We start from the raw sequence: 20,995 nt of genomic DNA on the forward strand, positions 1-20,995 counted from the left end.
ATAAACGCGTCGTTGAGTTGCGCGACAACATCATCCAGCGCAGATGGCGGGATTTCGTGAGCGAGGGGAGCGACAGCAGTTTTCACGGGGACCTCATAACGCGTAAAGCCGAGCGGCAATGTCAAAAAGAATATAGGTCGCTAACGATTCTTTCCAATATATTATTCGACCTGTTTGATAGGTTTAACGACTCAATGGAGTTTGTATGGAACTGCGCCATTTACGCTACTTCATCGCCGTCGCCGAAGAGCTGCACTTTGGCCGAGCCGCCCAGTTGCTGGGCATCTCGCAGCCGCCGTTAAGTCAGCAAATACAGGCACTGGAGCAAGAACTCGGGGCGCGCCTTTTCGAGCGGACCAATCGGCGTGTCGAACTCAGCGAAGCGGGGCGATTGTTTCTTGAGGAAGCGCGCCAAGTGCTGGCGCAAGTCGACAAAGCCGCCGACGTGGCCCGCCGTGCGCAACTGGGCGAATTGGGCGCAATGAAGATTGGCTTCACTTCATCGGCGCCGTTCAGCTCAAGCATCCCGCAGGCCATTTTTGCCTTCCGTCAGGCCTTCCCGGCGGTGCACCTCAACCTCAAGGAAATGAGCAGCCGCGAGGTCGCCGAAGCGCTGGTGGAGGAATCCATCGAAATCGGCATGATGCGCCCGCTGGCCTTGCCGGACACCCTGGTGGCGGTGGAACTGTTCAGCGAGCCTTTAGTGGCCGTCATTCATGCGGAACACCCGCTGGCCCAGGGCAGCGAACACGGCCTCCACATAAAGGCATTGGCTGACGAGCCTTTTGTCTTCTTCCCGCGCAGCTACGGCAGCGGATTGTATGCGCAACTCCTGAGCCTGGCGCGCCAGGCCGGTTTCAGCCCGCACATCTCACAAGAAGCGGGCGAAGCCATGACCATCATTGGGCTGGTATCGGCGGGATTGGGCGTGTCCGTGTTGCCGGCATCGTTCCAGCACATGCGTATCAAAGGCGTGGTCTACCGCCCCCTGCTCGACCCGGACGCCAACACCGCCGTATGGCTGGTGCAGCGCAAAGGAAGCCCATCGCCGATGGCCAAAGCGTTTGCGCAGCTGCTGACACGCAAGACGGCGAACGCCTTGAGTGCATAACCCGTGTAGGAGCGAGCTGCTTTGGCTTAAGAGCGCAACAACGTATCCACAGACGCCTTGACCTGATGGAGCAAATGCTCCACCGCGAGCGCCACATCGCCTTCGTGTCTGTATCGCCTCTACACACACATCAAGCGTCATAAAAGCAGGATAAGTTCGTCTTTATGTCTAGTTATCCAGATTGTGCTGTAGTTCATTTCCCTATTAAGTAGCGAATCTGTCTATATGGCATCTACACTCGGGCACTTATTGATACAGGGAGGTTTTGAAATGCGTCGCGTGGTGTTCAACCAAAAAGGTGGTGTGGGCAAGTCCAGCATCGCTTGTAACCTGGCGGCCGTCAGTGCCAGCGAGGGTTACCGAACGTTGTTGGTGGATCTGGATGCCCAGGCCAACTCGACTCAGTACCTCACCGGGTTGACGGGTGACGATATCCCGATGGGGATTGCCGAGTTCTTCAAGCACAGCCTGTCGGCCAGTGTGGGTTCGAAGAAGAATCGGGTCGATATTTACGAAACGCCTTTCGAAAACCTGCACATCATCACGGCCACCGCCGAGCTGGCTGATTTGCAGCCCAAGCTCGAAGCCAAGCACAAGATCAACAAGCTGAAGAAGTTGCTGGATGAGTTGGCCGAAGACTACGACCGCATCTATATCGACACCCCTCCTGCGTTGAATTTTTACGCAGTATCGGCGCTGATCGCCTGTGATCGTGTGCTTATCCCCTTCGATTGCGACAGTTTTTCGCGCCAGGCGCTGTACGGCCTGATGGCCGAAATCGAAGAGCTCAAAGATGACCACAACGAAGAGTTGCTGGTCGAAGGCATTGTGGTTAACCAGTTTCAGGCGCGTGCCAGTCTGCCGCAGCAAATGCTCGATGAGTTGATCGCCGAAGGCTTGCCGGTGCTACCGGTTTACCTCAGCAGTTCCGTGAAAATGCGCGAATCGCATCAGGCCAGCCAGCCGTTGGTGTATTTCGACCCACGGCACAAGCTGACCCAACAATTTGTAGAGCTGCACGATTTCCTGGATCAAAACGCCTAAGCACGCACGCCGTGGCTTTGCAGCCAGGCCTTGAGTTGCTGCAACGGGAAGGCGCCGCTTTGACGAGCGACTTCCTGGCCGTTTTTGTAGAGGATCAGGCTGGGGATTGAGCGAATCCCCAGTTGCGTGGCCAGGTGCTGATTGGCTTCGCTGTCGAGCTTGGCCATGCGGCACACGCCGACCAGTTGGCTGGCCGCTTGCTCAAACACCGGGGCAAACGCCAGGCATGGTCCACACCATTGAGCCCACACATCCACCAGCAGCGGCAGATCGCCTTTGATCTGGCTGGCGTAGTCGGTTTGCTTCAAGTCGAAGGGTTTGGCGATCAGTACCGCATTTTTGCAGCGTCCGCATTTTGGGTGCTCGCCCACGCGTGCGGCGGGGATGCGGTTAAGGCCGTTGCAGTGGGGGCAGGGGATAAGCAGCGGGTCGGTCATGGGAGTCACTCCGAAAATGTAGGGCGCATGAACAACGCCTACCTGTGGGGGCGGGCGTGCTCGCGATACAGGCGCCGCGGTCAATCAGCAAAGCCGCGTCGGTGCTATCGCGAGCAAGTCCGCGCCCACAGGGGAATTAGGTGCAGTGCAGTTCAGCAGACAATCCCTCACCCCGCCACTGGTGTCAGCGGCCAGATCCATGGGATCACGAACATGGCCACAATCAGCATCAGCACATTGAGCGGGATGCCGATGCGCACAAAGTCGCTGAATTTGTAGCCGCCTGCGTTATACACGAATGTATTGGTTTGATAGCCAATAGGGGTGGCAAAGCTGGCGCTGGCGGCGAACATGACCGCGACCACGAACGGCCGTGGGTCGACGCCCAGTTGCTGGGCCACGCCAATCGCTATCGGCGTCAGCAACACCGCCACGGCATTGTTGGACAGCACTTCGGTGAGGATGCTGGTCAGTAAATAGATAAACCCCAGCATTAATAATGGCCCGGCATTCGGGATGGCCGTCATGGTGTGGTTGACCACCAGCGTTATCAGCCCGACTTTGTCCATCGCGATGCTAATGGCCAACATGCCGAAAATCAGGCTGAGGATTTTCCAGTCCACGGCTTTGTAGGCGTCCTGTACATCCAGGCAGCGAGTGGCCACCACGACCACGGCGGCAATCAGTGCCAGGCCTTCGATAGGCATGACTTCAAACGCCGCGAGCAGCATGACTGCCAGGGTGGCGATAACCGCAATCGGCGCCTTGTCGCGGCGATAGGCGCGCTCCAACACCGTATTGAGGCTGATCAGGTCTCCATTTTCGGCGAAACGGCGAATTTGTGAGGGCGTGCCTTCTACCAGAATCACATCGCCAAACTGTAAATGCAGGTCGTCGAGGTTGCCTTGAATGTTCTCGTCCTGGCGATGCACGGCCAGCACCGCGATGCCATAACGTGCCGTCAGGTCGAGGTCGCGCATGGGCCGGTGGCTGTAGCGCGAGTTTCGGCCCACGATGGCTTCGGCCAGAATCACGTCATGGTTGCTGATGGTCTCGAACGCGTCGCTCCGGTTGAACGTCAGCACGCCGCTTTCGCGCAGCTCGACCACGTCTTGTACTTGCCCGTGCAACACCAGCCGGTCGCCGCTGCGCAGTTGTGTGTGGGAGTCGGGGCTGGTGAGTTCTTGCTCATCGCGAAAGATCTTCAGCACTTGCAAGCCGCTGCCGCCGTTTAGATTGGCTTCGGCCAGCGTTTTGCCGATCACCGGCGAATCGTGCGGCACCAGCAACTCACTCATAAACGTGCGCGCCAGATTCGGGCGCAGTTGCTTGGACAGACTGTCGCGATCGGGCAGCAAGCGATTGCTGAACAGCATCAAATACACAAAACCCACGGCGGCAAACATCAACCCGGCCTGCGTGATCTCGAACATGCCGAACGGCGCCAGCCCGGCTTTTCGCGCCACGCCGTCCACCAGAATGTTGGTCGAAGTGCCAATCATCGTCAGCATCCCGCCCAGCACCGTGGCGTAAGACAGGGGGATCAGCAATTTAGAGGGCGAACTGTGAGCGCGCTTGGCCAGCGCAATCGCCACGGGGGTCAAAATCGCCACGACCGGGGTATTGTTCAAAAAAGCCGAAATCACCAACGCGGTAATCATTAACCCGCCGAGCACTCGCATCGGCTTATCGCCCACCAGATTACCCAGCCAATTGCCCAGTGCATCAATACAGCCCGTGCGTTCCAGCGCGGCGGACAACACAAACATGCAGGCAATCGTAGCGGGGGCCGAGTTGCTGAGCACACTCAACACCTCGTGTGGCGTGAGGATCTGCGTCACCAGCAACGCTGCGACCGCAATCGCGGCCACCACATCGGCGCTCCATTTCTCGCGTACAAAAGACACCAACAACCACACCAATAAAGCGGCAACAAACAACAGGGGCAGCGAGTCCCAGGACATGGGTATTCCTTAGAGCGACGAATCTCGTATGAGGTATCGGGCAAGCCAGAGCCTGCGCGCGGGCGTCACGATAGTGAGCGAGGGTGGGTTCGTCTAAGACTCTTTGGGCAGGTCGTTATGCGATTTGGTTATGCAGGGTGTGAATGGCTCATGCAAAGCGGGATTCACAAACACTAGGGTCTGTTCCCGTTTCATTGCAGCCGCGACGAAAGCCCACGTGGTGCAGGGCAAGGCGCGAGAAGCGTAGTTTGGTTCTTCCCAATAAGCTTCGAGTAACGCCGCCCTGCGACGCGGCTTGCAATGAAACGGGAACAGACCCTGGTGGGGTGTTTCAGAAATACCCTCAAAAAAATCTCGCACCCAACGCTCATGCTGCACGAGCGATTGAGGCGAGAATGTCCTCGGCTTTCTTGTGCCACCGGAACGGTTTCGGGTTCTGGTGGTAGGTCTCCAAGTACTGCTCGATCAAAGCCTCAAGATCTTTGACACTGACGTGTGCCTGTCGCGTGCTCCACTTCTCGCTCAACGTTGAGAAAGATCGCTCGACCAAATTCAGCCAGGAGGCCTTAGCGTACGTTTTCGTTCCGTTGGACTTCAGACCCCGAGAACTCAAAAAAAACTGGGGTTGCGATCTATTTCTGTGACCCGCACAGCCCTTGGCAGCGCGGTAGTAACGAAAATATCAACAGTCTGATTCGCCAAGATCTGCCCAAGAGCACGGACCTGTCGGGCCACAGCCAGGAAGCACTGGATACCATCTCTTATCAAATGAGTATTACGCCCTCGTAAGCGATTCGGTTTTAAATGTCCGATTGAAGTCATTGCTGAAGTAATAGGGTGCATCACACTGCCCCGGCTTCAATTCAAAAACCGTGTTGTACTCAGCTTCTGTAACCGCCGGCCCTTAAAATTAGCAAGCCACTTACTCACTCCATCCATCGGACATGTTTAAACCACTAACACGCCCGCCTTCCAAAATAGAGCAGAAATATTAAACGTTAGGAAAAGTCCAGTTGCTGCCATTCTTCACGCCTTGAATTTCAATGCCATCTGGATATTTCATCACGCCAGTAATCTTATTAAATACACGGCCATCGGCATATGCTTTTAAACCATCAGGGGAAGAGACAGCCTTGTCGGGGTGCACAATAGTGTTGTCTTTACGAGCTATCGAGCCGTCTGGATAAGTAGTCGTACCATCATTGTTCGGTTTGCTGCCCGCAGGATGATCCAATCGCTCATCGCCAGTAATCGCATCAATGATCAAACCTGTAGCGACAGGCTCTACTAGGCCTCTCAGCACTTCTTTAGCGACAGCACTCAGCACCCTGCCAGCCCCTCCGCCAGTATGACCTCCGCCACCCGTTGGTTTTCTACGTGCAGGCCTAGATTTATGGGAAAAGCCCCGTCGTAGCTCCTCACTTTCACTCGCATTTAAATTTTCGGTAAAGATATCCACCCACTCTCCATTCTCGTTGAGAACTTCCCACTCATTGTCATCGCCGCCGAAAGAGTTATTGCTAAACACTACTGGATTATCATTTATTTCGTTCATATGTTTCTCCGTTGAAATGATTTTGCCGCTTGATTAAATAGTTACTAACCTAAAGAGCGCTAGTCACCCAAACGAATAAGTCGCCATGTCAGTAACTACAACCAAAGACTAATTCAAGAACTGTAAATAACAAGTCAATAAACCAGCAAACTAAATAGCCTCGCACCTTTGCAGAAATATCTGACAAATGATCTGGTAAAACGAAAGTGGTCTAATGAAACGGGCACCCATTTAGGGAGTCTCTAAAAAAGATCTCCTGATTTGGCAAAATCTCCGGACATCCGTCGCCGATGCCGAGTACGCCGGCAAGCGCAAGCAGACGCGCAAGGAATTGAACCTGATCGAGGTGGATCAGGTGGTGCCCTGGAAGGGCTTAATCGCCCAAATCGAGCCTCATTATTCTCAATTTGCGCCGTCTACTGGAAAAGCATGTCTTGGCGATCAGGGTTGTGAGCGTGATCAATGACTATCTGGGTGACCGTGGCGTGTCTTGGCGTCAAGCCACCATCGTCGATGCCACGCTGATTCATGCGCCGATTTCGACCAAGAACAAAGACGGCAAACGCGATCCGCAAGATCGAGAAGGCGAAAGCTCTGGTTCGCGCCAAGGTAAACACCTGTTTCGGGTGATAACCGCCAGTCTGGTGATGAAAAAGTGTGCTTTCGAGGTTGGGCCAACAACAACGCGCAGAGGGTAACGTTATTTGCCCTGTCGAACCTGTGGATGGTACGCCGATATTTGTTGGTGAATGCAGGAGAAGTGCGGGTGTAATACAGGCAATGGTTGCTGCGAAGCGCTTTGCAGCAAAGAAAAGAGAAAAAAATGACGAGAGTGGAAAAGATTTCGACGCCTATTATTTTTTGAAAAGTACTGACGGCGTAATTGCCGGAGAACACCCGGCTATTTCAGACCCTCCCGAGGGACGTTATTAAAAAGTCTCGATAGATAAGCGAAGAATCTTACGTACGTTTAGCTGATAGCTGACATTACTTCACTTGCTATCCATCTATTCTCCTACGCGTCTTATTTAAAGCCTCTCTCACCCTTCGATAGAAGGTACGCACACACTTGGTTATCGACGCTCAAGTGGCGAATGATTGGGCTCGTAACCCTAAAGGAGTTGTTAATGACAATGTCTCAGGAAGTCAATTTTCGCTGCATGCAGTGTAAAAATAATTTCGAATTAACGATTGAACAGGTAGATGCCTTTATGGCGTGCGGTTCGGTTGAGTGCCTACTGTGCTCGCAGCGCCTGGTATTTAAAGAGCATGACGTGGCCAAGTTGGTCGCGGTCAAGAGCAAAAATAGACGAAGAATCTGGGTGTTTGCTTTTTTAACAATCGGGCTGCCTTTGCTCAACATGCTGGTGGCGTTGCAGTGGGGCCCAGAGATGGGCTTTGTTGGTTTTTTTGTGACCATTGTAGTGTTGGCCACAGCAGTGCCTGCATTGAAGGACATTTCATTTGTGCAACTTGACTTAAAACCTGAAACTCCAGAAGAGCTGAGCTGAATCATGACTCAACACCTAGATCAAGAACCGGCGCAAGAGACACTGCCATTTAGCTATGCTGAGTTTATATGCAGACCCTGTGGTGAGCCTGTCAGCCTAAGCATCGAAGATTCTATTTTGTTGGCGAATGATAAGTCTGTTCGCTGCCCCCTATGTAACGTGGCTGTTAACGCTGGGGCTTATGATCAACAGTGTTTGAGCAAGGTTCACGATAGCCTGAGCAGCAGCGGAAAATTTCTTATTCCATTTGCGATAGTGTGGTTTTCAGTCTCTTTCATTGTTGCCCTGTTTTTTAATACTCAAATCTCCGTTGTGATGACCAGTGTCGGGGTTTTAATCTCATTTGCGTTAAACCAGAATACGCCCGTCATTGAAGAGCCTATTTACCTTGAGCGTGAGATAGAACGCGTGGTATCGCAGAGCGCTGTTCAGTGATGAAAAGAGGGAATGGGCAGGATGGATCAAAAATACTATCCCGATGAATATGAAGTTTCTCCGCTATTTAAATTTGGGCGTTTTGTGTGTGATACCTGCAAGGGTACATTGGGCTTGACGCATGAAAACGTAGAAAGACTTATCCATCAAGGGCCTTTGAAATGTATTCGTTGTAACACGGCCCTGGACATCGAAGAACAGACACGGGCCGACTTGAAAGCGACATTCAATCGTATGGTCGTTCGGCATCTGCTCAGGTTCGGTCTGTCTGTTTTCCTGGTCCCGCTCTGCGTGTTACTTAAGTTTTTTTATGGGGCGGGGCTCCTCAGTTTTTCGATAGTGTTGTTTGGTTTTTTTATGTATCTATTCATAAAGTCAAATGAGAAGAACGAACCTGAAGTTTATGTGTGTCTAAAAAAACTTAAGCAACCGGAGACAAAGCGTCGGTATCGACGGCAGTGGCGGCTTTAAACGATTGTTTTGGACCGCGCTTGTATCGATTGAATAATTGCAGGAGCCTGCCTCGCGATCTCTTGATCGTCAAAAGATCGCCACGCAGTCTCGCTCCTACAGGTTCGGCGTATGTTCCTTCACGACGAACAACTAATCTCCAAATGCTTGCCCCATTCCGGTGGCCGTTCGGCATAGCTTTCCATCCCCGGCTGCTCAGTAAACGGTTGGGTCAGTACTTGGTGCAACCGCCGAACCTCGGTGTAATCCCCGGCCTCTGCCGCATCAATGGCCTTTTGCGCCAAATAGTTGCGCAGGAGGTACAGCGGGTTGACCGCGTGCATGCGTTCGCGACGCTGGCTTTGATCGCTCTCGCCTTCGCGCGCCACTCGGGCAATGTATTGACTCGACCAGTCGTCAAAGCCCTTGAGGTCGACAAACTCGTCGCGCAGCCGAGCGAGCGCTTGCTCTGCCGGTTGGTCGCCCAGGCGGCGAAAGAACAAGGTGTAGTCGATGGCGCTTCCCTGCATGCGTTGCAGCAGGTCTTCGATCAGTTTTTGATCACCTTCTTCGGCCGTGGTCAGGCCCAGGCGACGGCGCATCAGGTCCATGTAGTGCGCCTGGTACAGCGGCAAGAACAACCCCAAGGTCTCGCGAAGGGCTTCGACGCTGATAAACGGTGTCAGGGCCTGGGCCAGTGCGCTGAGGTTCCACTGACCAATGGGCACTTGGTTGCTGAAGGAGTAGCGGCCTTCGTGGTCGGAGTGGTTGCAGATGAAGTGGGCGTCGAAGTCGTCGAGAAAGGCGAACGGGCCAAAGTCGAAGGTGATGCCCAGAATCGACATGTTGTCGGTGTTCATCACGCCATGGCAAAAGCCGTACGCCTGCCATTTGGCGATCAGTTCTGCGTTGCGCTCAACGATTTCGCGGAACATTGCCAGGTATGGCTCGGGTTGTTCCAGGCAGTGCGGGTAGTGCAGGGCCAGTACGTGTTCGCCCAGTTGCTTTTGCTGCTCCGGGCGCTTGGTGTAGTAGAAGTATTCAAAGTGCCCAAAACGGATATGGCTATGCGCCAGGCGCAGCACCATGGCGCCGCGTTCCTGTTTTTCGCGCCACACCGGGGTGTCGGAGCCGATCACGCACAGGGCGCGGCTGCTGGGGATGCCCAGTGCATGCAGGGCTTCGCTGGCCAGGAACTCGCGGATGGATGAGCGCAGCACGGCGCGGCCATCGCCCATGCGCGAGTAGGGCGTCATGCCGGCGCCTTTAAGGTGTAAGTCCCAATGCTCACCCGCTTGGTTGTAAACCTCGCCCAGCAACAAGCCACGACCGTCCCCCAGTTGTGGGTTGTAAGAGCCGAACTGGTGGCCGGAATAGACCATGGCGCGAGGCTCGGCGTCGGCCCACAAGGTGTGGCCGCCGAACAGTTTGGCAAATACCGGGTCGTGCGCCACAGCGGGGTCGAGGTCGAGCAGGGCCATTGCAGCATCGCTGGCGACCACCAGTCGTGGTGCGTCGAGAGGGTCGGGCAACACGTGGGTTGAGAACGCGTCACCCAGTCGGGCAAAGCGGTTGTCGAAGGTCAGTTCGTCGAGGGCTTTCAATGGCCGTCTCCAGCAAAAAGTGTGTGGGCCGCCAACCTGTAGCCGCTGGCGCAGGCTGCGATAAGGGCCGTAGGACCTTCGCCTTTAGCGGGGCCGCTACGCAGCCCATCGCAGCCTGTGGCAGCGGCACCAGATTTTCTAGTCGGTTTTGCCTGGTTGGGGCTTTTGCGCAGGCGTCGGCAGGTCAACGGGTACCAGCTTGTATTCCTGGTTAGAGGTGTTCTTGAGGTACACCTCCATCTGCTGGAACGAGATGTTGATGTGGTGGTTCTTGAACTCGCGGTTGATAAAGCGGTTCACTTCGTCGACCACCGGGTTACGGTCGCCCAAGTCTCGTACGTGCATGCGCAGTTCGTGGTCCAGGGTGCTTGCGCCGAAGCTGAGGAAGTACACATGCGGCTCGGGGTCTTTGAGCACGCGTGGGTTTTCTTGCGCGGCTTTGAGCAGCAACTGCTTGACCAGGTCCAGGTCGGAGCCGTAGTCGACGCCCAGTTTGAGGGTTACACGGGTAATGGTGTCGGTCAGCGACCAGTTGATCAGTTGCCCGGTGATGAAGGTTTTGTTGGGGACAATGATGTCTTTGCGGTCGAAGTCGGTGATGGTGGTCGCACGGATGCGGATCTTGCTCACGGTGCCCGACAGGTTACCGATGGTGATGGTGTCGCCAATCCGTACCGGACGTTCGAACAGGATCATGATGCCGGAGATAAAGTTAGCGAAGATTTCCTGCATCCCGAAGCCCAGGCCCACCGACAGTGCGGCTACCAGCCACTGCAACTTGTCCCAGCTCACGCCCAGCGTCGAGAGGGTGGAGACAAAGCCAACGCCGATGATCACGTAGGTCAGTAAGGTGGTGGTGGCGTAGGCGCTGCCCTGGCCCAGGTCGAGCCGTGACAACACCAGCACCTCAAGCAGACCGGGCAGGTTGCGCGCCAGCGCAATACTGATGACGATGATGACCAGTGCGCCGATCACGTCGCCTATGCTGATCGGCACCATGCTCATGTTGGCGCCGGTGCCGCTGGTGTATTCGTACAGGGTGATGTTGTCGAGGTAGGAGAATACCGAGATCAAGTCGGCCCATACCCAATACAGCACCCCGATAAAGGCCGCTAGCAAGGCCAGGCGAATCAGGCGCAGCGACTGCTGGTTGACCTGTTCGATGTCCAGTGTCGGCTCTTCAATGATGGCGTCGTTGCCTTCACCTGCTTCCTTGGCGGCCTGGCGTTTGGCCAGTGCGCGAGCATAGGCAAGACGCCGTGCCGCCACCGCGAGGCCGCGCACAAAGGCTGCTTCAACCACCATCCATAGCATCAGCAGGTAAAGGGTGTTGATTAAGCGGTCGCTGAGTTTGAGTGCGGTGTAGTAATAGCCGAAACACACCGCCACAAACAGCGCCAGGGGTAGCAGGGCGAATGCGAAGCCGAGCAGTTTGCGCACGCGGTGGGCTTTTTTCTCGGTTTGGTCGTTGAGCAGCAGGCGACACAGCAGCCAGGCCATGGCGGCATAACAGGTCAGCACCACGAGGATGCCCATTACGTCGTCTGCCAGTGCCGCGGGTTGTTGCTCGGCGAAGGCGACCACGGCCACCAGTGCCAGGACCACTAAGCCCAGTTTTCGAATCCAGTTCTGCAGGAATTCGACCAGTGGTTTTTCCCAGCGGAAATGCAGTTCAGCCACGCCGCCCGGCGCCAGAATCCGGTAGGCGGTGTAGAACACCAGCCAGGCTTCGGCTATTTGCACCAGTGCTGCCCCGGTGTTGGCGTTCATGCCTCGGGCATCGGTTTGCAAGGCATACCCGCACAGGGCCAGCGCCAATGACACCGGCATGGCCAGCAAGATGTTGATCAGAATCGCCAGCGGCGTGTGCCATTGGCTGTCGCGCTTGAAGTGACCAATGTCCTGATGGATTTTGTTCAACTTGCCGTACAGGTACTTGCGCTTCCACAGCAGGGCTACCACCACCAGCACAAACGGCAAAAACAACAGCGGCCGTTGGATCAGCCCTTCTGCCAGCTCAGTGACGCTGGAACCCCACGGTAGGGTGACGATTTGTTGCATGAGGTGGCGCGGAGCGGTTTCCAGCCATTCGTAGTCCAGCGGTTTGTTGCTCGGAATCCAGAACATCTGCTCGTCCAGCGTCGCGCGCAGGTTTTGGGCGGTGCTGAGCAGTTGCTTTTGGTTCAGTTGCAGGGTGATTGATTCGTTGAGCAGTGAACTTAACTCACGGTTCAGACGATCCAGCAGGTCGCTGCGGGTGTTGACCAGTTCAAGTAGGGTTTTACGCAGTTGCGGCGTAACTTGATCGGGCGGCTGGGTGGCCAGCAGGTTGTCAACGTAGGTGGTCGGGTTGCTGATCTGTTCGCGCTGTTGGTTAATCTCAAACTGATACAGGCGAATATCAGCGATTTCATCCGCCAGGTTCTTGTCCATCTTTTGCAGGCGCGGCAGCGCTTGCTTCTGCTGATAGAGAATTTTGGACAGCAGCAAACTGCCCCGCAGGACGCTGATTTGTTCATCCAGCGCCTGATCGCTCTGGGTGACGTTGTCCAGTTGCTGCTTGGTTTCGAGGTTTTGCTGGGTGACTTCGTTGAGGCGGTCGGTGCTGCGCAACAAGTAGTCGGAGAGCTTGAGGTTGATCGCGCTTTCGGTCGCCAGCAGGCTGCTGCTGCCTGACTTTTGCGCCTCGATTGATTGTTCTGTCACGGTCTGCTGAGACTGGGCCAGACGCTTTTTGTTGATCAGGGTTTGCAGCTCTTGGATTTCCTGATCCTGGCGCGTGGTTTTTTCCAGCAGCAGATCGTGCTGGCTGCCGCTCAGGTCTTGCAGCTGGCTGTTGCCGGCCAGTTCCTGACGTCGCAGGGCAATCAGCGCGGTAAGCGCGGCGGCTTCGGCATTGAGCTGGTTACGCTGGTCAGAAGTCAGCAGCTTGCCATTGTCGCGGCCCACCTTAAGGGTGTTGTTGATCTGCTGGATACGCGTTTGGCTGTTGCTGATCTCGGCCTGCGCCCGCTCGGGTCGGGTCTGGGCGGCAATGCTCTGGCTGTTGGCGCTGGCCAGGGCCTTTTGCAGTTCGCCTTGTTCGGTGGTGCGCTCGGCTAGCATTTGTTCCAGTTGCGACACTGACAGGCTGGCGTAGCGCTGCTCCACAGGCACTGCTTTGCTGGCCTTGAGGTGTGCCAGTTCGCGCTGGTTATCCGCCGTTTGGCGTGGCGCGTTGTTGAGCTGGGCTTTAACTTCGCTCAGGCGCTGCTCGTAATCGGCTTTGTTGGCCAACAGGGTCAAGGTCTGTTCCAGCACTGCCTGCAAGGCTTTTTGGTCGGCGTCGGGCAGTTTGCGATCAGCGATTTTATCGAGGCTTTGCTGGACCGCCTCAGCGGTGGGCGGATCAGCCGCCTGTACCATGCAAGTGCAAAGGCTTAGGCCAAGCAGGACTGTTGCGAAGAACGTGCGCAGAGTGGGCATAGATTCCGGTCAAGCAAAGGGTCAGAAAGGGTGAGTTTAGAGGAACAACCCAGGGCCGGGGGCACTTCCTTCGGGGAATCTGACGCCCACTTTGCCTATCTTGTTCCCGTCCATCACGGCCACGGTCCAAATAGTGTTGTTCCACTCCACCTGGTCGCCAACCACGGGCGCGCCACCTACTTTCTGCGCAATAAAGCTGCTCAGTGGCATGTTTGGATCAATGCCATCGAGCTTCAGACCGTACAGGGCTGATACTGCCCCCAGTTGAGCGTCGCCTTCGAGTACAAAGTCGCCGAAGAAACGCAGGTCCAGCCCGCGGGTGGGTGGCTGGCTGAACAGTTTGCCGAGGGCCGGCAAGTTGTGTTCGTGACCGATCACGCACAGCAAGTCGCCAATTTCGAGGGTAGTGCTGCCCGACGGATGGAGCAGTTTCTGGTCGCGGAACAAGGCCGCGATGCGCGTACCTTCGGGCATTTTTAGTTCACGCAAGGCTGCACCGATGCACCAGTTTTGTGCGTCCAGGCGATAAACGAATAACTCCCACTCACTGGTGGCGTGCACTTCCAGGGCTGCACGCGAGATGGGCGCGAGGTCTGGCGGTACGGTGACCTTGAGCAACTTGGCGACCCAAGGCAGGCTGGTGCCTTGCACCAAAAGGGACACCAGCACGATAAAGAACGCGAGATTGAAGTACAGCTGTGCGTTCGGCAAGCCGGCCATCAGCGGGAACACCGCCAAGATAATGGGGACCGCGCCGCGCAGGCCAACCCACGCAATAAACGCTTTTTCGCGCCCGTGGAAAGCCTTGAAGGGCAGCAGGCCAATCATCACGGACAGTGGGCGGGCGAACAGAATCATCCACAGGGCCAAGACCAGCGCAGGTACCGCGATGGGCAGCAAGTCGTGGGGGGTGACCAGTAAGCCCAGCACCAGGAACATGCCGATCTGTGCCAGCCACGCCATGCCGTCGAGCATATGCAAAATGCCGTGACGGCTGCGGATCGGGCTGTTGCCGATTACCAGGCCGCACAGGTAAACGGCCAGGAAGCCGCTGCCGTGAAGAGCGTTGGTCAGGGCGAAAACCACCAGGCCACCGGCAATTACCAGAATTGGATACAGTCCGTTTGCCAGATTGATCCGGTTAACCATTTGCAGCATCAGCCAGCCGCCGGCCAGGCCTACTACGGCACCGATGCCGAACTCGCGCAGCAGATCGAGGAGCAAGCTTGCATGCAGGCCGGTTTCACCGCTGGCGAGCATATCGATCAACGTCACGGTGAGAAACACCGCCATCGGGTCGTTGCTGCCCGATTCGATTTCGAGGCTGGCGGACACCCGCTCGTTCAAGCCTTTGCCGCCCAGCAGCGAGAACACCGCAGCGGCATCGGTTGAGCCGACAATGGCGCCGATCAACAGGCCCTGAATCAGATTGAGGTTAAACAGCCATGCGGCCATCAGGCCGGTCAATCCGGTGGTGATCATTACCCCGACCGTGGCCAGCGACAGCGCTGGCCATAATGCCACCCGGAAACTGGAGACCCGCGTGCGCAAGCCGCCGTCGAGCAATATCACGGCCAGGGCAAGGTTGCCGACCAGATAAGCGGTGGGGTAGTTATCGAAAATAATCCCGCCGCCATCCACGCCCGCCGCCATGCCTACGGCCAGGATGATCACCAGAATCGGAATGCCCAGGCGAGAAGAGAGGGAACTGACCAGAATACTTGCGCCTACCAGCAACGCGCCGATCAAGAACAGGCTGTTGATGGTCGTTGCATTCAAAGGCCGTACTCCAGAAAACTTAAAAGACAGGGCGCAACCATGCAGGCTGCGTGCCAGCGATTCTAACCTGCGGTATTAGCGAGCTGTCAAAAAGCTTTTAGTGCCGTAGCTGTCGCCTCGTGCGGCATCAGCGTCTAGTAAATTGGCTTTTTCTTACGAGGTTAAGGGAACAGACCTGCATTTTTTTGTTGGGCTAATTGTGTCTACTCCTGGCTCTGCTTATGTATGGACGAGTCATGAAGCCTATTACTGCGACTGACCTGAGCCCCGGCGCCCTCTACACCGTGGCGATCCGTAAATTTTTGATGCTTTACCTGCTGACTGGCGGCGGGTACTTGTTTTATTGGTCCTACCGTAATTGGGCCGCTTATAAAAATGCGACCGGTGCCGTCATCACGCCTGTGATGCGTGGGCTGCTTTGGCCTTTTTTCATTTTGGAGCTGTTTGACAAAGTCCAAACCGGTCTGGACATGAGGCGTGAGCCTTGTCAGTGGCATCTCGAGACCAGAGCCTTATTGATTATGTTGTTGGTGATGTTCTCTGTGCTGCTGTTTACGTTCTTTGGCCAGCCATCGGAAATCCCTTTTGTTTATGCCGTGGATGCCGTCTTGACCGTCGGTACGGGCTGTTTGTTTCTCGGAGCCCAACGCGCTATCAATCAGCTGGGAAGTGATCCACATGGCTGCGGTAACAGTAGAGTCAGTTGGGTGAACATGGGGTGGATGAGTGCCGGGGTATTGGCTTTGGTGCTTGTGAAATATCGGGTGTTTATGGGCTGTGCCGGATGAGGGGTCGATAAGACCTAAAGATAACGCTCGTTCGTACACGGTTTAAATGAGTTGTCCGCGAAGTTCGGATGTTTAAATTTAATCCGCTGTCGGGGTGGCATGTGCTGTCTTCCAATATAAATAATGATGTGTGTGCCCCAGATGAAGTGATTCCGGCGGCTCATGAACACACTTTTTTTGTGATCTCGATAAAAAAGTTCCTGGTGTTGTATTTCATGACAATGGGCCTGTATTTGTATGTCTGGCTGTTTGAGCATTGGAAGCAGTATCGAAAGGCCACTGGCGTAAAGGTTTGGGTGGGGCCACGCACATTGCTGGGCGTTATCATGATTTTTTCACTGTTCGCGAAAGTTGATAAGGCGCTGTGCGAGTCTGGGCGCATTTATGTGTGGTACCCCACCGTGCGTGCCGTTTTGATTTTTACGCTAGGGTCTGTTGCCGCTTACTTTGCGCTCGTGCTGGACAGTGCGGTGCTGAGTGGATGGCTTGCAGTGGCCAACATGCTGCTGTTAGCCGTGATGGGCGGGTTATTGATAGGGGCACAGCGGGCTGTCAATTTTTTAGAAAAAGACCCCACAGGGCAAAGCAATTCAGCCTTTTCGCTCACCAACGTCGTATGGATTGTTTTGGGGGCACTTGTATGGTTGCTATGGTTTTTAGGCGTGTGCCTGTTGCTTGCGCAATAGGCTTGAATCCTTCGGCCAGTTTTTTTTAATAAGCATGACCGTTTTTTAACCCACAAAAAAACCGGGCACCCTCACAGGAGCCCGGTTTTTGTGTTTCGGCTAAACCATCAGCCAATCGTCATCAGACTGGCGTTACCGCCAGCAGCCGCAGTGTTGACGCTCAATGCGCGCTCGATCACCAGACGTTCCAGAGCAATATTGGTTTCGCCCTGTGACAGGCCTTGTACACCCACAATGGCGCCTGCGCGTTTGGCCACTTGCTGGCACACACTGCGCAGTTGGTCGCTGTCGCCGTGGTGCAGGACGGCGTCGAAGATCACATCGTCTTTGGTCCAGTCAGCCACCAGCTTGATGCGTGCCTGAACGTCTTTTGGCAGGCGAGCAAACAGGGCTTTGGCCAGTTCGCTGTCTGGCAGTACCGCCGAGCTGCCCACGGCCAGTACGGCAGCCAGTTGGGTCAGCAGGTCGCTTTCAGTGTCCGCCAGGCACAGCACGTGTTCGCGCGGCAGGATGGCGTAGCTGTTGCGCTCGCCTGTCGGGCCGTTCAGCAGACGGGTTATGCCGCTTTGCGAGTGGGCAGCGAATTCGTTGCACAGCTCGGCCAGCGCCGCTTGCTGGTTGCTTTGCGCCCAGGCTTGCAGAGCCTTGAGCGGTGCGCTCAGGGCTTCGCGGGCTTGGGTGTCTGGCACGCTGATGGCGTCGACTTTGGCGAACGACTGCTCGATGGCATCGCTTGGTCGGGTCGACAGCAGGCGGAACAGGTACAGCGGGCCACCGGCTTTCGGGCCTGTGCCCGACAAACCTTCGCCCCCGAACGGCTGTACACCAACCACGGCACCGACGATGTTGCGGTTGACGTAAACGTTACCGGCGTTGACGGTGTTCACCACTTTGGCGATGGTTTCGTCAATGCGGGTATGAACGCCCAGCGTCAGGCCGTAACCCGAGGCATTGATCTGTGCGATCAACTGGTCGATGTCTTTACGCTTGTAGCGCACCACGTGCAGCACTGGGCCGAAGATTTCACGCTCCAGCTCGCTGAAGCTTTCCAGTTCAATCAGGGTCGGCATGACGAAGGTGCCACGCTTGCATTCGTCAATGTCGGCAATCGCCATTTGATAAACGCTGCGGCCTTTGTCGCGCATGCCCTGGATGTGCTGCTCGATCCCGGCCTTGGCTTCGGCGTCAATCACCGGACCAATGTCTACGCTCAGACGTTCAGGGTTGCCCATGCGCGATTCGGCCATGGCACCTTTGAGCATTTCGATGACGCGGTCTGCCGAATCTTCCTGCAGGCAGAGTACGCGCAGTGCCGAGCAACGCTGGCCTGCACTGTCGAAGGCCGAAGACACCACGTCGATGACCACTTGTTCGGTCAGGGCCGAGGAGTCGACGATCATCGCGTTTTGGCCGCCTGTTTCGGCGATCAGCGGGATTGGACGGCCTTGGGCGTCCAGGCGTCCGGCGATGTTGCGTTGCAGCAGGCGAGCGACTTCGGTGGAGCCCGTGAACATCACGCCTTTGACCCGATCGTCGCCGACCAGACGTGCGCCCACGGTTTCGCCGCGTCCCGGCAGCAATTGCAGCACGCCTTCCGGGATACCGGCTTCCAGCAGGATGCGCACGGCTTGTGCGGCGACCAGCGGGGTTTGTTCAGCCGGTTTGGCCAGTACCGGGTTGCCGGCGGCCAGCGCGGCAGCGACTTGACCGCTGAAAATCGCCAGCGGGAAGTTCCATGGGCTGATGCAGACCACCGGGCCCAGTGGGCGGTGGGCATCGTTGGTCAGGTCGTTGCGTGCCTGCACCGCGTAGTAACGCAGGAAGTCTACGGCCTCGCGCACTTCAGCGATGGCGTTGGCGAAGGTCTTGCCTGCTTCGCGAGCCAGCAGGCCCATCAGTGGCTGGATCTCGGCTTCCATCAGGTCAGCCGCGCGCTCTAGAATGGCGGCCCGCTCGGCGGGCGGAGTGGCCTGCCAGATCGGTGCGACGTTCAGCGCGCACTGAATGGCGTTATCGGCATCTTCAACAGTGGCTTCTTGCACATAACCCACCACGTCGCGCAGATCGGCCGGGTTGAGCACGGCAGCCGGGACTTGGGTGCTGGACGCGCACCCTAGCATCGGCGCAGCCTTCCAGTCGTTGTGAGCAGTGGCCAGCAGGGCGCAGGACAATGACGCCAGACGGTGTTCGTTGGCCATGTCGATGCCGCTGGAGTTGGCGCGTTCGCTGCCATATAGATCGCGTGGCAATGGGATGCGCGGGTGCGGCAAGCCGAAGCCGCCTTCGGCCGTCGCCATCTGCTCGATCTGGCTCACAGGGTCGGCCACCAACTGGTGGATCGAGATCGTGTGGTCAGCGATGCGGTTCACAAACGAGGTGTTCGCGCCGTTTTCCAGCAGGCGACGTACCAGATAAGCCAGCAGTGTTTCATGAGTGCCGACCGGGGCGTACACGCGGCACGGACGGTTCAGCTTGCCCTCGGAAATCTTGCCCACAACTTGCTCGTACAGAGGTTCGCCCATGCCGTGCAGGCACTGGAACTCGTACTGGCCAGGGTAGTAGTTCTGACCGGCGAGGTGGTAGATGGCCGACAAGGTATGGGCGTTGTGCGTGGCGAACTGCGGGTAGATTGCTTCTGGCACGGCCAGCAGCTTTTTCGCGCAAGCAATGTATGAAACATCGGTGTACACCTTGCGGGTGTAGACCGGGTAGCCTTCCAGGCCTTCAACTTGGGCGCGCTTGATTTCGCTGTCCCAGTACGCGCCTTTCACCAGGCGGATCATCAGGCGGTGGCGGCTGCGACGGGCCAGATCGATCACGTAGTCGATCACGTACGGGCAACGCTTCTGGTACGCCTGAATCACGAAACCGATGCCGTTCCAGCCGCTCAGTTGCGGCTCGAAGCACAGACGCTCCAACAGGTCGAGCGACAGCTCAAGGCGGTCGGCTTCTTCGGCGTCGATGTTGAGGCCGATGTCATATTTCTTGGCCAGCAAGGTCAGCGACAGCAGGCGCGGGTACAGTTCGTCCATCACGCGCTCGTACTGGGCGCGGCTGTAACGCGGGTGCAAGGCCGACAGCTTGATCGAAATGCCCGGACCTTCATAAATCCCGCGACCGTTGGAAGCTTTGCCGATCGAGTGGATAGCTTGCTCGTACGAGGCCAGGTACTTCTGCGCGTCATGTTCGGTCAGTGCGGCTTCACCGAGCATGTCGTAGGAATAGCGGAAGCCCTTGGCTTCAAAGCGCGTGGCGTTGGCCAAGGCTTCGGCGATGGTTTCGCCGGTTACAAATTGCTCGCCCATCAGGCGCATGGCCATGTCGACGCCCTTGCGGATCATCGGCTCGCCGCTTTTGCCGATGATGCGGCTCAGGGAGGAGGTCAGACCGGCTTCGTTGTGCGTGGACACCAGCTTGCCGGTTAGCAACAGGCCCCACGTCGCAGCGTTTACGAACAGCGACGGGCTGTTGCCCAAATGCGGGTGCCAGTTGCCGGTGCTGATCTTGTCGCGGATCAGCGCGTCGCGGGTGCCTTTGTCCGGGATGCGCAGCAGTGCTTCGGCCAGGCACATCAGTGCCACGCCTTCCTGAGATGACAGGGAAAATTCTTGCAGCAGGCCTTGAACGATGCCTGCGCGGCCGCCGGCGCTCTTCTGATTGCGCAGTTTTTCGGCAATCGAAGCGGCCAGGGTTTGAGTGGCTTCGGCCATCGGGGCAGGCAGACGTGCTTGCTCCAGCAGCATCGGCACCACTTCAGGTTCCGGACGGCGGTAAGCCGAAGTGATCGCGGCACGCAGTACCGACTGCGGCAGGATGCTTTCAGCAAATTCCAGGAAGCACTGATGAGCGTGATCGGTATTTGCATCGTCGGCGTCATCGCTGGTGCTACCAGTGATGCCGCTCAACTCGGTCAGGGTTGCACCACCCTCGAGTTTTTCCAGGTAATTGAAGATTGCCTGCTTGATCAGCCAGTGTGGCGTGCGATCAATCGAGGTCGCGGCGGCCTTGAGGCGTTCGCGGGTTGGGTCATCAAGTTTGACCCCAAGGGTGGTGGTAGCCATATTTTTATCCTCATGGGTGCCACATGTGCGCGGCAGCAGCTGACGGCAAGATTAGCTCCGCGCAATGAGAGGTGCAACCTAGTGCAACCCGTTTTTTTGCGAATT

14 protein-coding genes and 3 pseudogenes are annotated in these 20,995 nt (G+C 56.5%); 9 read left to right on the forward strand and 8 right to left on the reverse strand.

Going from position 1 to position 20,995, the window contains the following annotated elements:
• Nucleotides 1-205 precede the first annotated feature (205 nt).
• On the forward strand, nt 206-1,111 hold the full coding sequence (locus tag ACIQYF_RS01375; protein WP_402855742.1) for a LysR substrate-binding domain-containing protein: 906 nt from the start codon (nt 206-208) through the stop codon (nt 1,109-1,111).
• A gap of 270 nt (nt 1,112-1,381) precedes the next feature.
• Nucleotides 1,382-2,155: a ParA family protein gene (locus ACIQYF_RS01380; RefSeq protein ID WP_402855745.1), complete on the forward strand. Its 774-nt coding sequence runs from the start codon at nt 1,382-1,384 to the stop codon at nt 2,153-2,155.
• Here the strand turns inward: ACIQYF_RS01380 and trxC are convergent.
• The 3 genes and pseudogenes from trxC to ACIQYF_RS01395 all read right to left on the reverse strand — a co-directional run.
• A complete protein-coding gene (gene trxC / locus ACIQYF_RS01385) occupies nt 2,152-2,592 on the reverse strand; it encodes a thioredoxin TrxC (protein WP_402855748.1) in 441 nt (146 codons plus the stop codon). The two genes, ACIQYF_RS01380 and trxC, sit on opposite strands and share 4 nt — an antisense overlap.
• Nucleotides 2,593-2,759: 167 nt before the next feature.
• On the reverse strand, nt 2,760-4,556 hold the full coding sequence (locus ACIQYF_RS01390) for an SLC13 family permease (protein WP_402855750.1): 1,797 nt from the start codon (nt 4,554-4,556) through the stop codon (nt 2,760-2,762).
• A 367-nt stretch (nt 4,557-4,923) separates the two neighbouring features.
• Nucleotides 4,924-5,133: pseudogene (locus ACIQYF_RS01395) on the reverse strand (IS630 family transposase); the annotation flags it as partial.
• A gap of 26 nt (nt 5,134-5,159) precedes the next feature.
• Between ACIQYF_RS01395 and ACIQYF_RS01400 the strand changes: the two are divergent.
• Nucleotides 5,160-5,450: pseudogene (locus ACIQYF_RS01400) on the forward strand (IS30 family transposase); the annotation flags it as partial.
• A gap of 97 nt (nt 5,451-5,547) precedes the next feature.
• Here the strand turns inward: ACIQYF_RS01400 and ACIQYF_RS01405 are convergent.
• Complete coding sequence (locus tag ACIQYF_RS01405; protein WP_402855753.1) at nt 5,548-6,111, reverse strand: hypothetical protein; 564 nt, start codon at nt 6,109-6,111, stop codon at nt 5,548-5,550.
• Between the two features lie 259 nt (nt 6,112-6,370).
• Here ACIQYF_RS01405 and ACIQYF_RS01410 point away from each other — a divergent pair.
• The 4 genes and pseudogenes from ACIQYF_RS01410 to ACIQYF_RS01425 all read left to right on the forward strand — a co-directional run bounded on the left by ACIQYF_RS01410 (nt 6,371) and on the right by ACIQYF_RS01425 (nt 8,057).
• Nucleotides 6,371-6,883, forward strand: a pseudogene (locus ACIQYF_RS01410) (hypothetical protein).
• Nucleotides 6,781-7,044 carry a hypothetical protein gene (locus ACIQYF_RS01415; RefSeq protein ID WP_402856205.1) on the forward strand — a complete coding sequence of 88 codons (264 nt, stop codon included), beginning with the start codon at nt 6,781-6,783 and terminating at the stop codon, nt 7,042-7,044. The pseudogene ACIQYF_RS01410 and the gene ACIQYF_RS01415 overlap by 103 nt, the downstream one beginning before the upstream one ends.
• Nucleotides 7,045-7,238: 194 nt before the next feature.
• Nucleotides 7,239-7,622 (forward strand): hypothetical protein, encoded by a 384-nt coding sequence (locus tag ACIQYF_RS01420; RefSeq protein WP_402855756.1) that lies wholly within the window; start codon nt 7,239-7,241, stop codon nt 7,620-7,622.
• Between the two features lie 3 nt (nt 7,623-7,625).
• Entirely contained in the window at nt 7,626-8,057 is a 432-nt protein-coding gene (locus tag ACIQYF_RS01425) for a hypothetical protein (RefSeq protein ID WP_402855759.1), read from the forward strand.
• A gap of 590 nt (nt 8,058-8,647) precedes the next feature.
• Here ACIQYF_RS01425 and selO read toward each other — a convergent pair.
• From selO to ACIQYF_RS01440, 3 genes are all read right to left on the reverse strand, one after another.
• A complete protein-coding gene (gene selO, locus ACIQYF_RS01430; protein ID WP_402855762.1) occupies nt 8,648-10,111 on the reverse strand; it encodes a protein adenylyltransferase SelO in 1,464 nt (487 codons plus the stop codon).
• Nucleotides 10,112-10,249: 138 nt separating this feature from the next.
• The gene (gene mscK, locus ACIQYF_RS01435; RefSeq protein ID WP_402855764.1) at nt 10,250-13,576 is read right to left on the reverse strand and encodes a mechanosensitive channel MscK; all 3,327 of its coding nucleotides are present in this window, start codon (nt 13,574-13,576) and stop codon (nt 10,250-10,252) included.
• A gap of 36 nt (nt 13,577-13,612) precedes the next feature.
• Nucleotides 13,613-15,355, reverse strand: coding sequence for a potassium/proton antiporter (locus ACIQYF_RS01440; protein ID WP_402855766.1), 1,743 nt, complete (start codon nt 15,353-15,355; stop codon nt 13,613-13,615).
• 236 nt (nt 15,356-15,591) lie between these two features.
• Here ACIQYF_RS01440 and ACIQYF_RS01445 point away from each other — a divergent pair, with 236 nt between their 5' ends.
• Both ACIQYF_RS01445 and ACIQYF_RS01450 read left to right on the forward strand, forming a co-directional pair.
• Nucleotides 15,592-16,143, forward strand: coding sequence for a hypothetical protein (locus tag ACIQYF_RS01445; RefSeq protein WP_402855769.1), 552 nt, complete (start codon nt 15,592-15,594; stop codon nt 16,141-16,143).
• A gap of 68 nt (nt 16,144-16,211) precedes the next feature.
• On the forward strand, nt 16,212-16,829 hold the full coding sequence (locus ACIQYF_RS01450; protein WP_402855772.1) for a hypothetical protein: 618 nt from the start codon (nt 16,212-16,214) through the stop codon (nt 16,827-16,829).
• Between the two features lie 107 nt (nt 16,830-16,936).
• On the opposite strand, the gene putA is transcribed toward ACIQYF_RS01450, so the two are convergent.
• Nucleotides 16,937-20,890, reverse strand: coding sequence for a trifunctional transcriptional regulator/proline dehydrogenase/L-glutamate gamma-semialdehyde dehydrogenase (gene putA, locus ACIQYF_RS01455; protein ID WP_402855775.1), 3,954 nt, complete (start codon nt 20,888-20,890; stop codon nt 16,937-16,939).
• Nucleotides 20,891-20,995 lie beyond the last annotated feature (105 nt).

Origin of the sequence: Pseudomonas sp. NPDC096917, from assembly GCF_044762555.1 — a bacterium.
In the GTDB taxonomy this organism is placed as follows: domain Bacteria; phylum Pseudomonadota; class Gammaproteobacteria; order Pseudomonadales; family Pseudomonadaceae; genus Aquipseudomonas.

Excerpts from the sequence above, each read along its gene's own strand:
- mscK (WP_402855764.1), bottom strand. The coding sequence starts at position 13,576 with ATGCCCACTCTGCGCACGTTCTTCGCAACAGTCCTGCTTGGCCTAAGC.
- ACIQYF_RS01445 (WP_402855769.1), top strand. The coding sequence starts at position 15,592 with ATGAAGCCTATTACTGCGACTGACCTGAGCCCCGGCGCCCTCTACACC.
- ACIQYF_RS01420 (WP_402855756.1), top strand. The coding sequence starts at position 7,239 with ATGACAATGTCTCAGGAAGTCAATTTTCGCTGCATGCAGTGTAAAAAT.
- ACIQYF_RS01450 (WP_402855772.1), top strand. The coding sequence starts at position 16,212 with ATGTTTAAATTTAATCCGCTGTCGGGGTGGCATGTGCTGTCTTCCAAT.
- ACIQYF_RS01405 (WP_402855753.1), bottom strand. The coding sequence starts at position 6,111 with ATGAACGAAATAAATGATAATCCAGTAGTGTTTAGCAATAACTCTTTC.
- putA (WP_402855775.1), bottom strand. The coding sequence starts at position 20,890 with ATGGCTACCACCACCCTTGGGGTCAAACTTGATGACCCAACCCGCGAA.
- ACIQYF_RS01380 (WP_402855745.1), top strand. The coding sequence starts at position 1,382 with ATGCGTCGCGTGGTGTTCAACCAAAAAGGTGGTGTGGGCAAGTCCAGC.
- ACIQYF_RS01425 (WP_402855759.1), top strand. The coding sequence starts at position 7,626 with ATGACTCAACACCTAGATCAAGAACCGGCGCAAGAGACACTGCCATTT.
- trxC (WP_402855748.1), bottom strand. The coding sequence starts at position 2,592 with ATGACCGACCCGCTGCTTATCCCCTGCCCCCACTGCAACGGCCTTAAC.
- ACIQYF_RS01375 (WP_402855742.1), top strand. The coding sequence starts at position 206 with ATGGAACTGCGCCATTTACGCTACTTCATCGCCGTCGCCGAAGAGCTG.
- ACIQYF_RS01390 (WP_402855750.1), bottom strand. The coding sequence starts at position 4,556 with ATGTCCTGGGACTCGCTGCCCCTGTTGTTTGTTGCCGCTTTATTGGTG.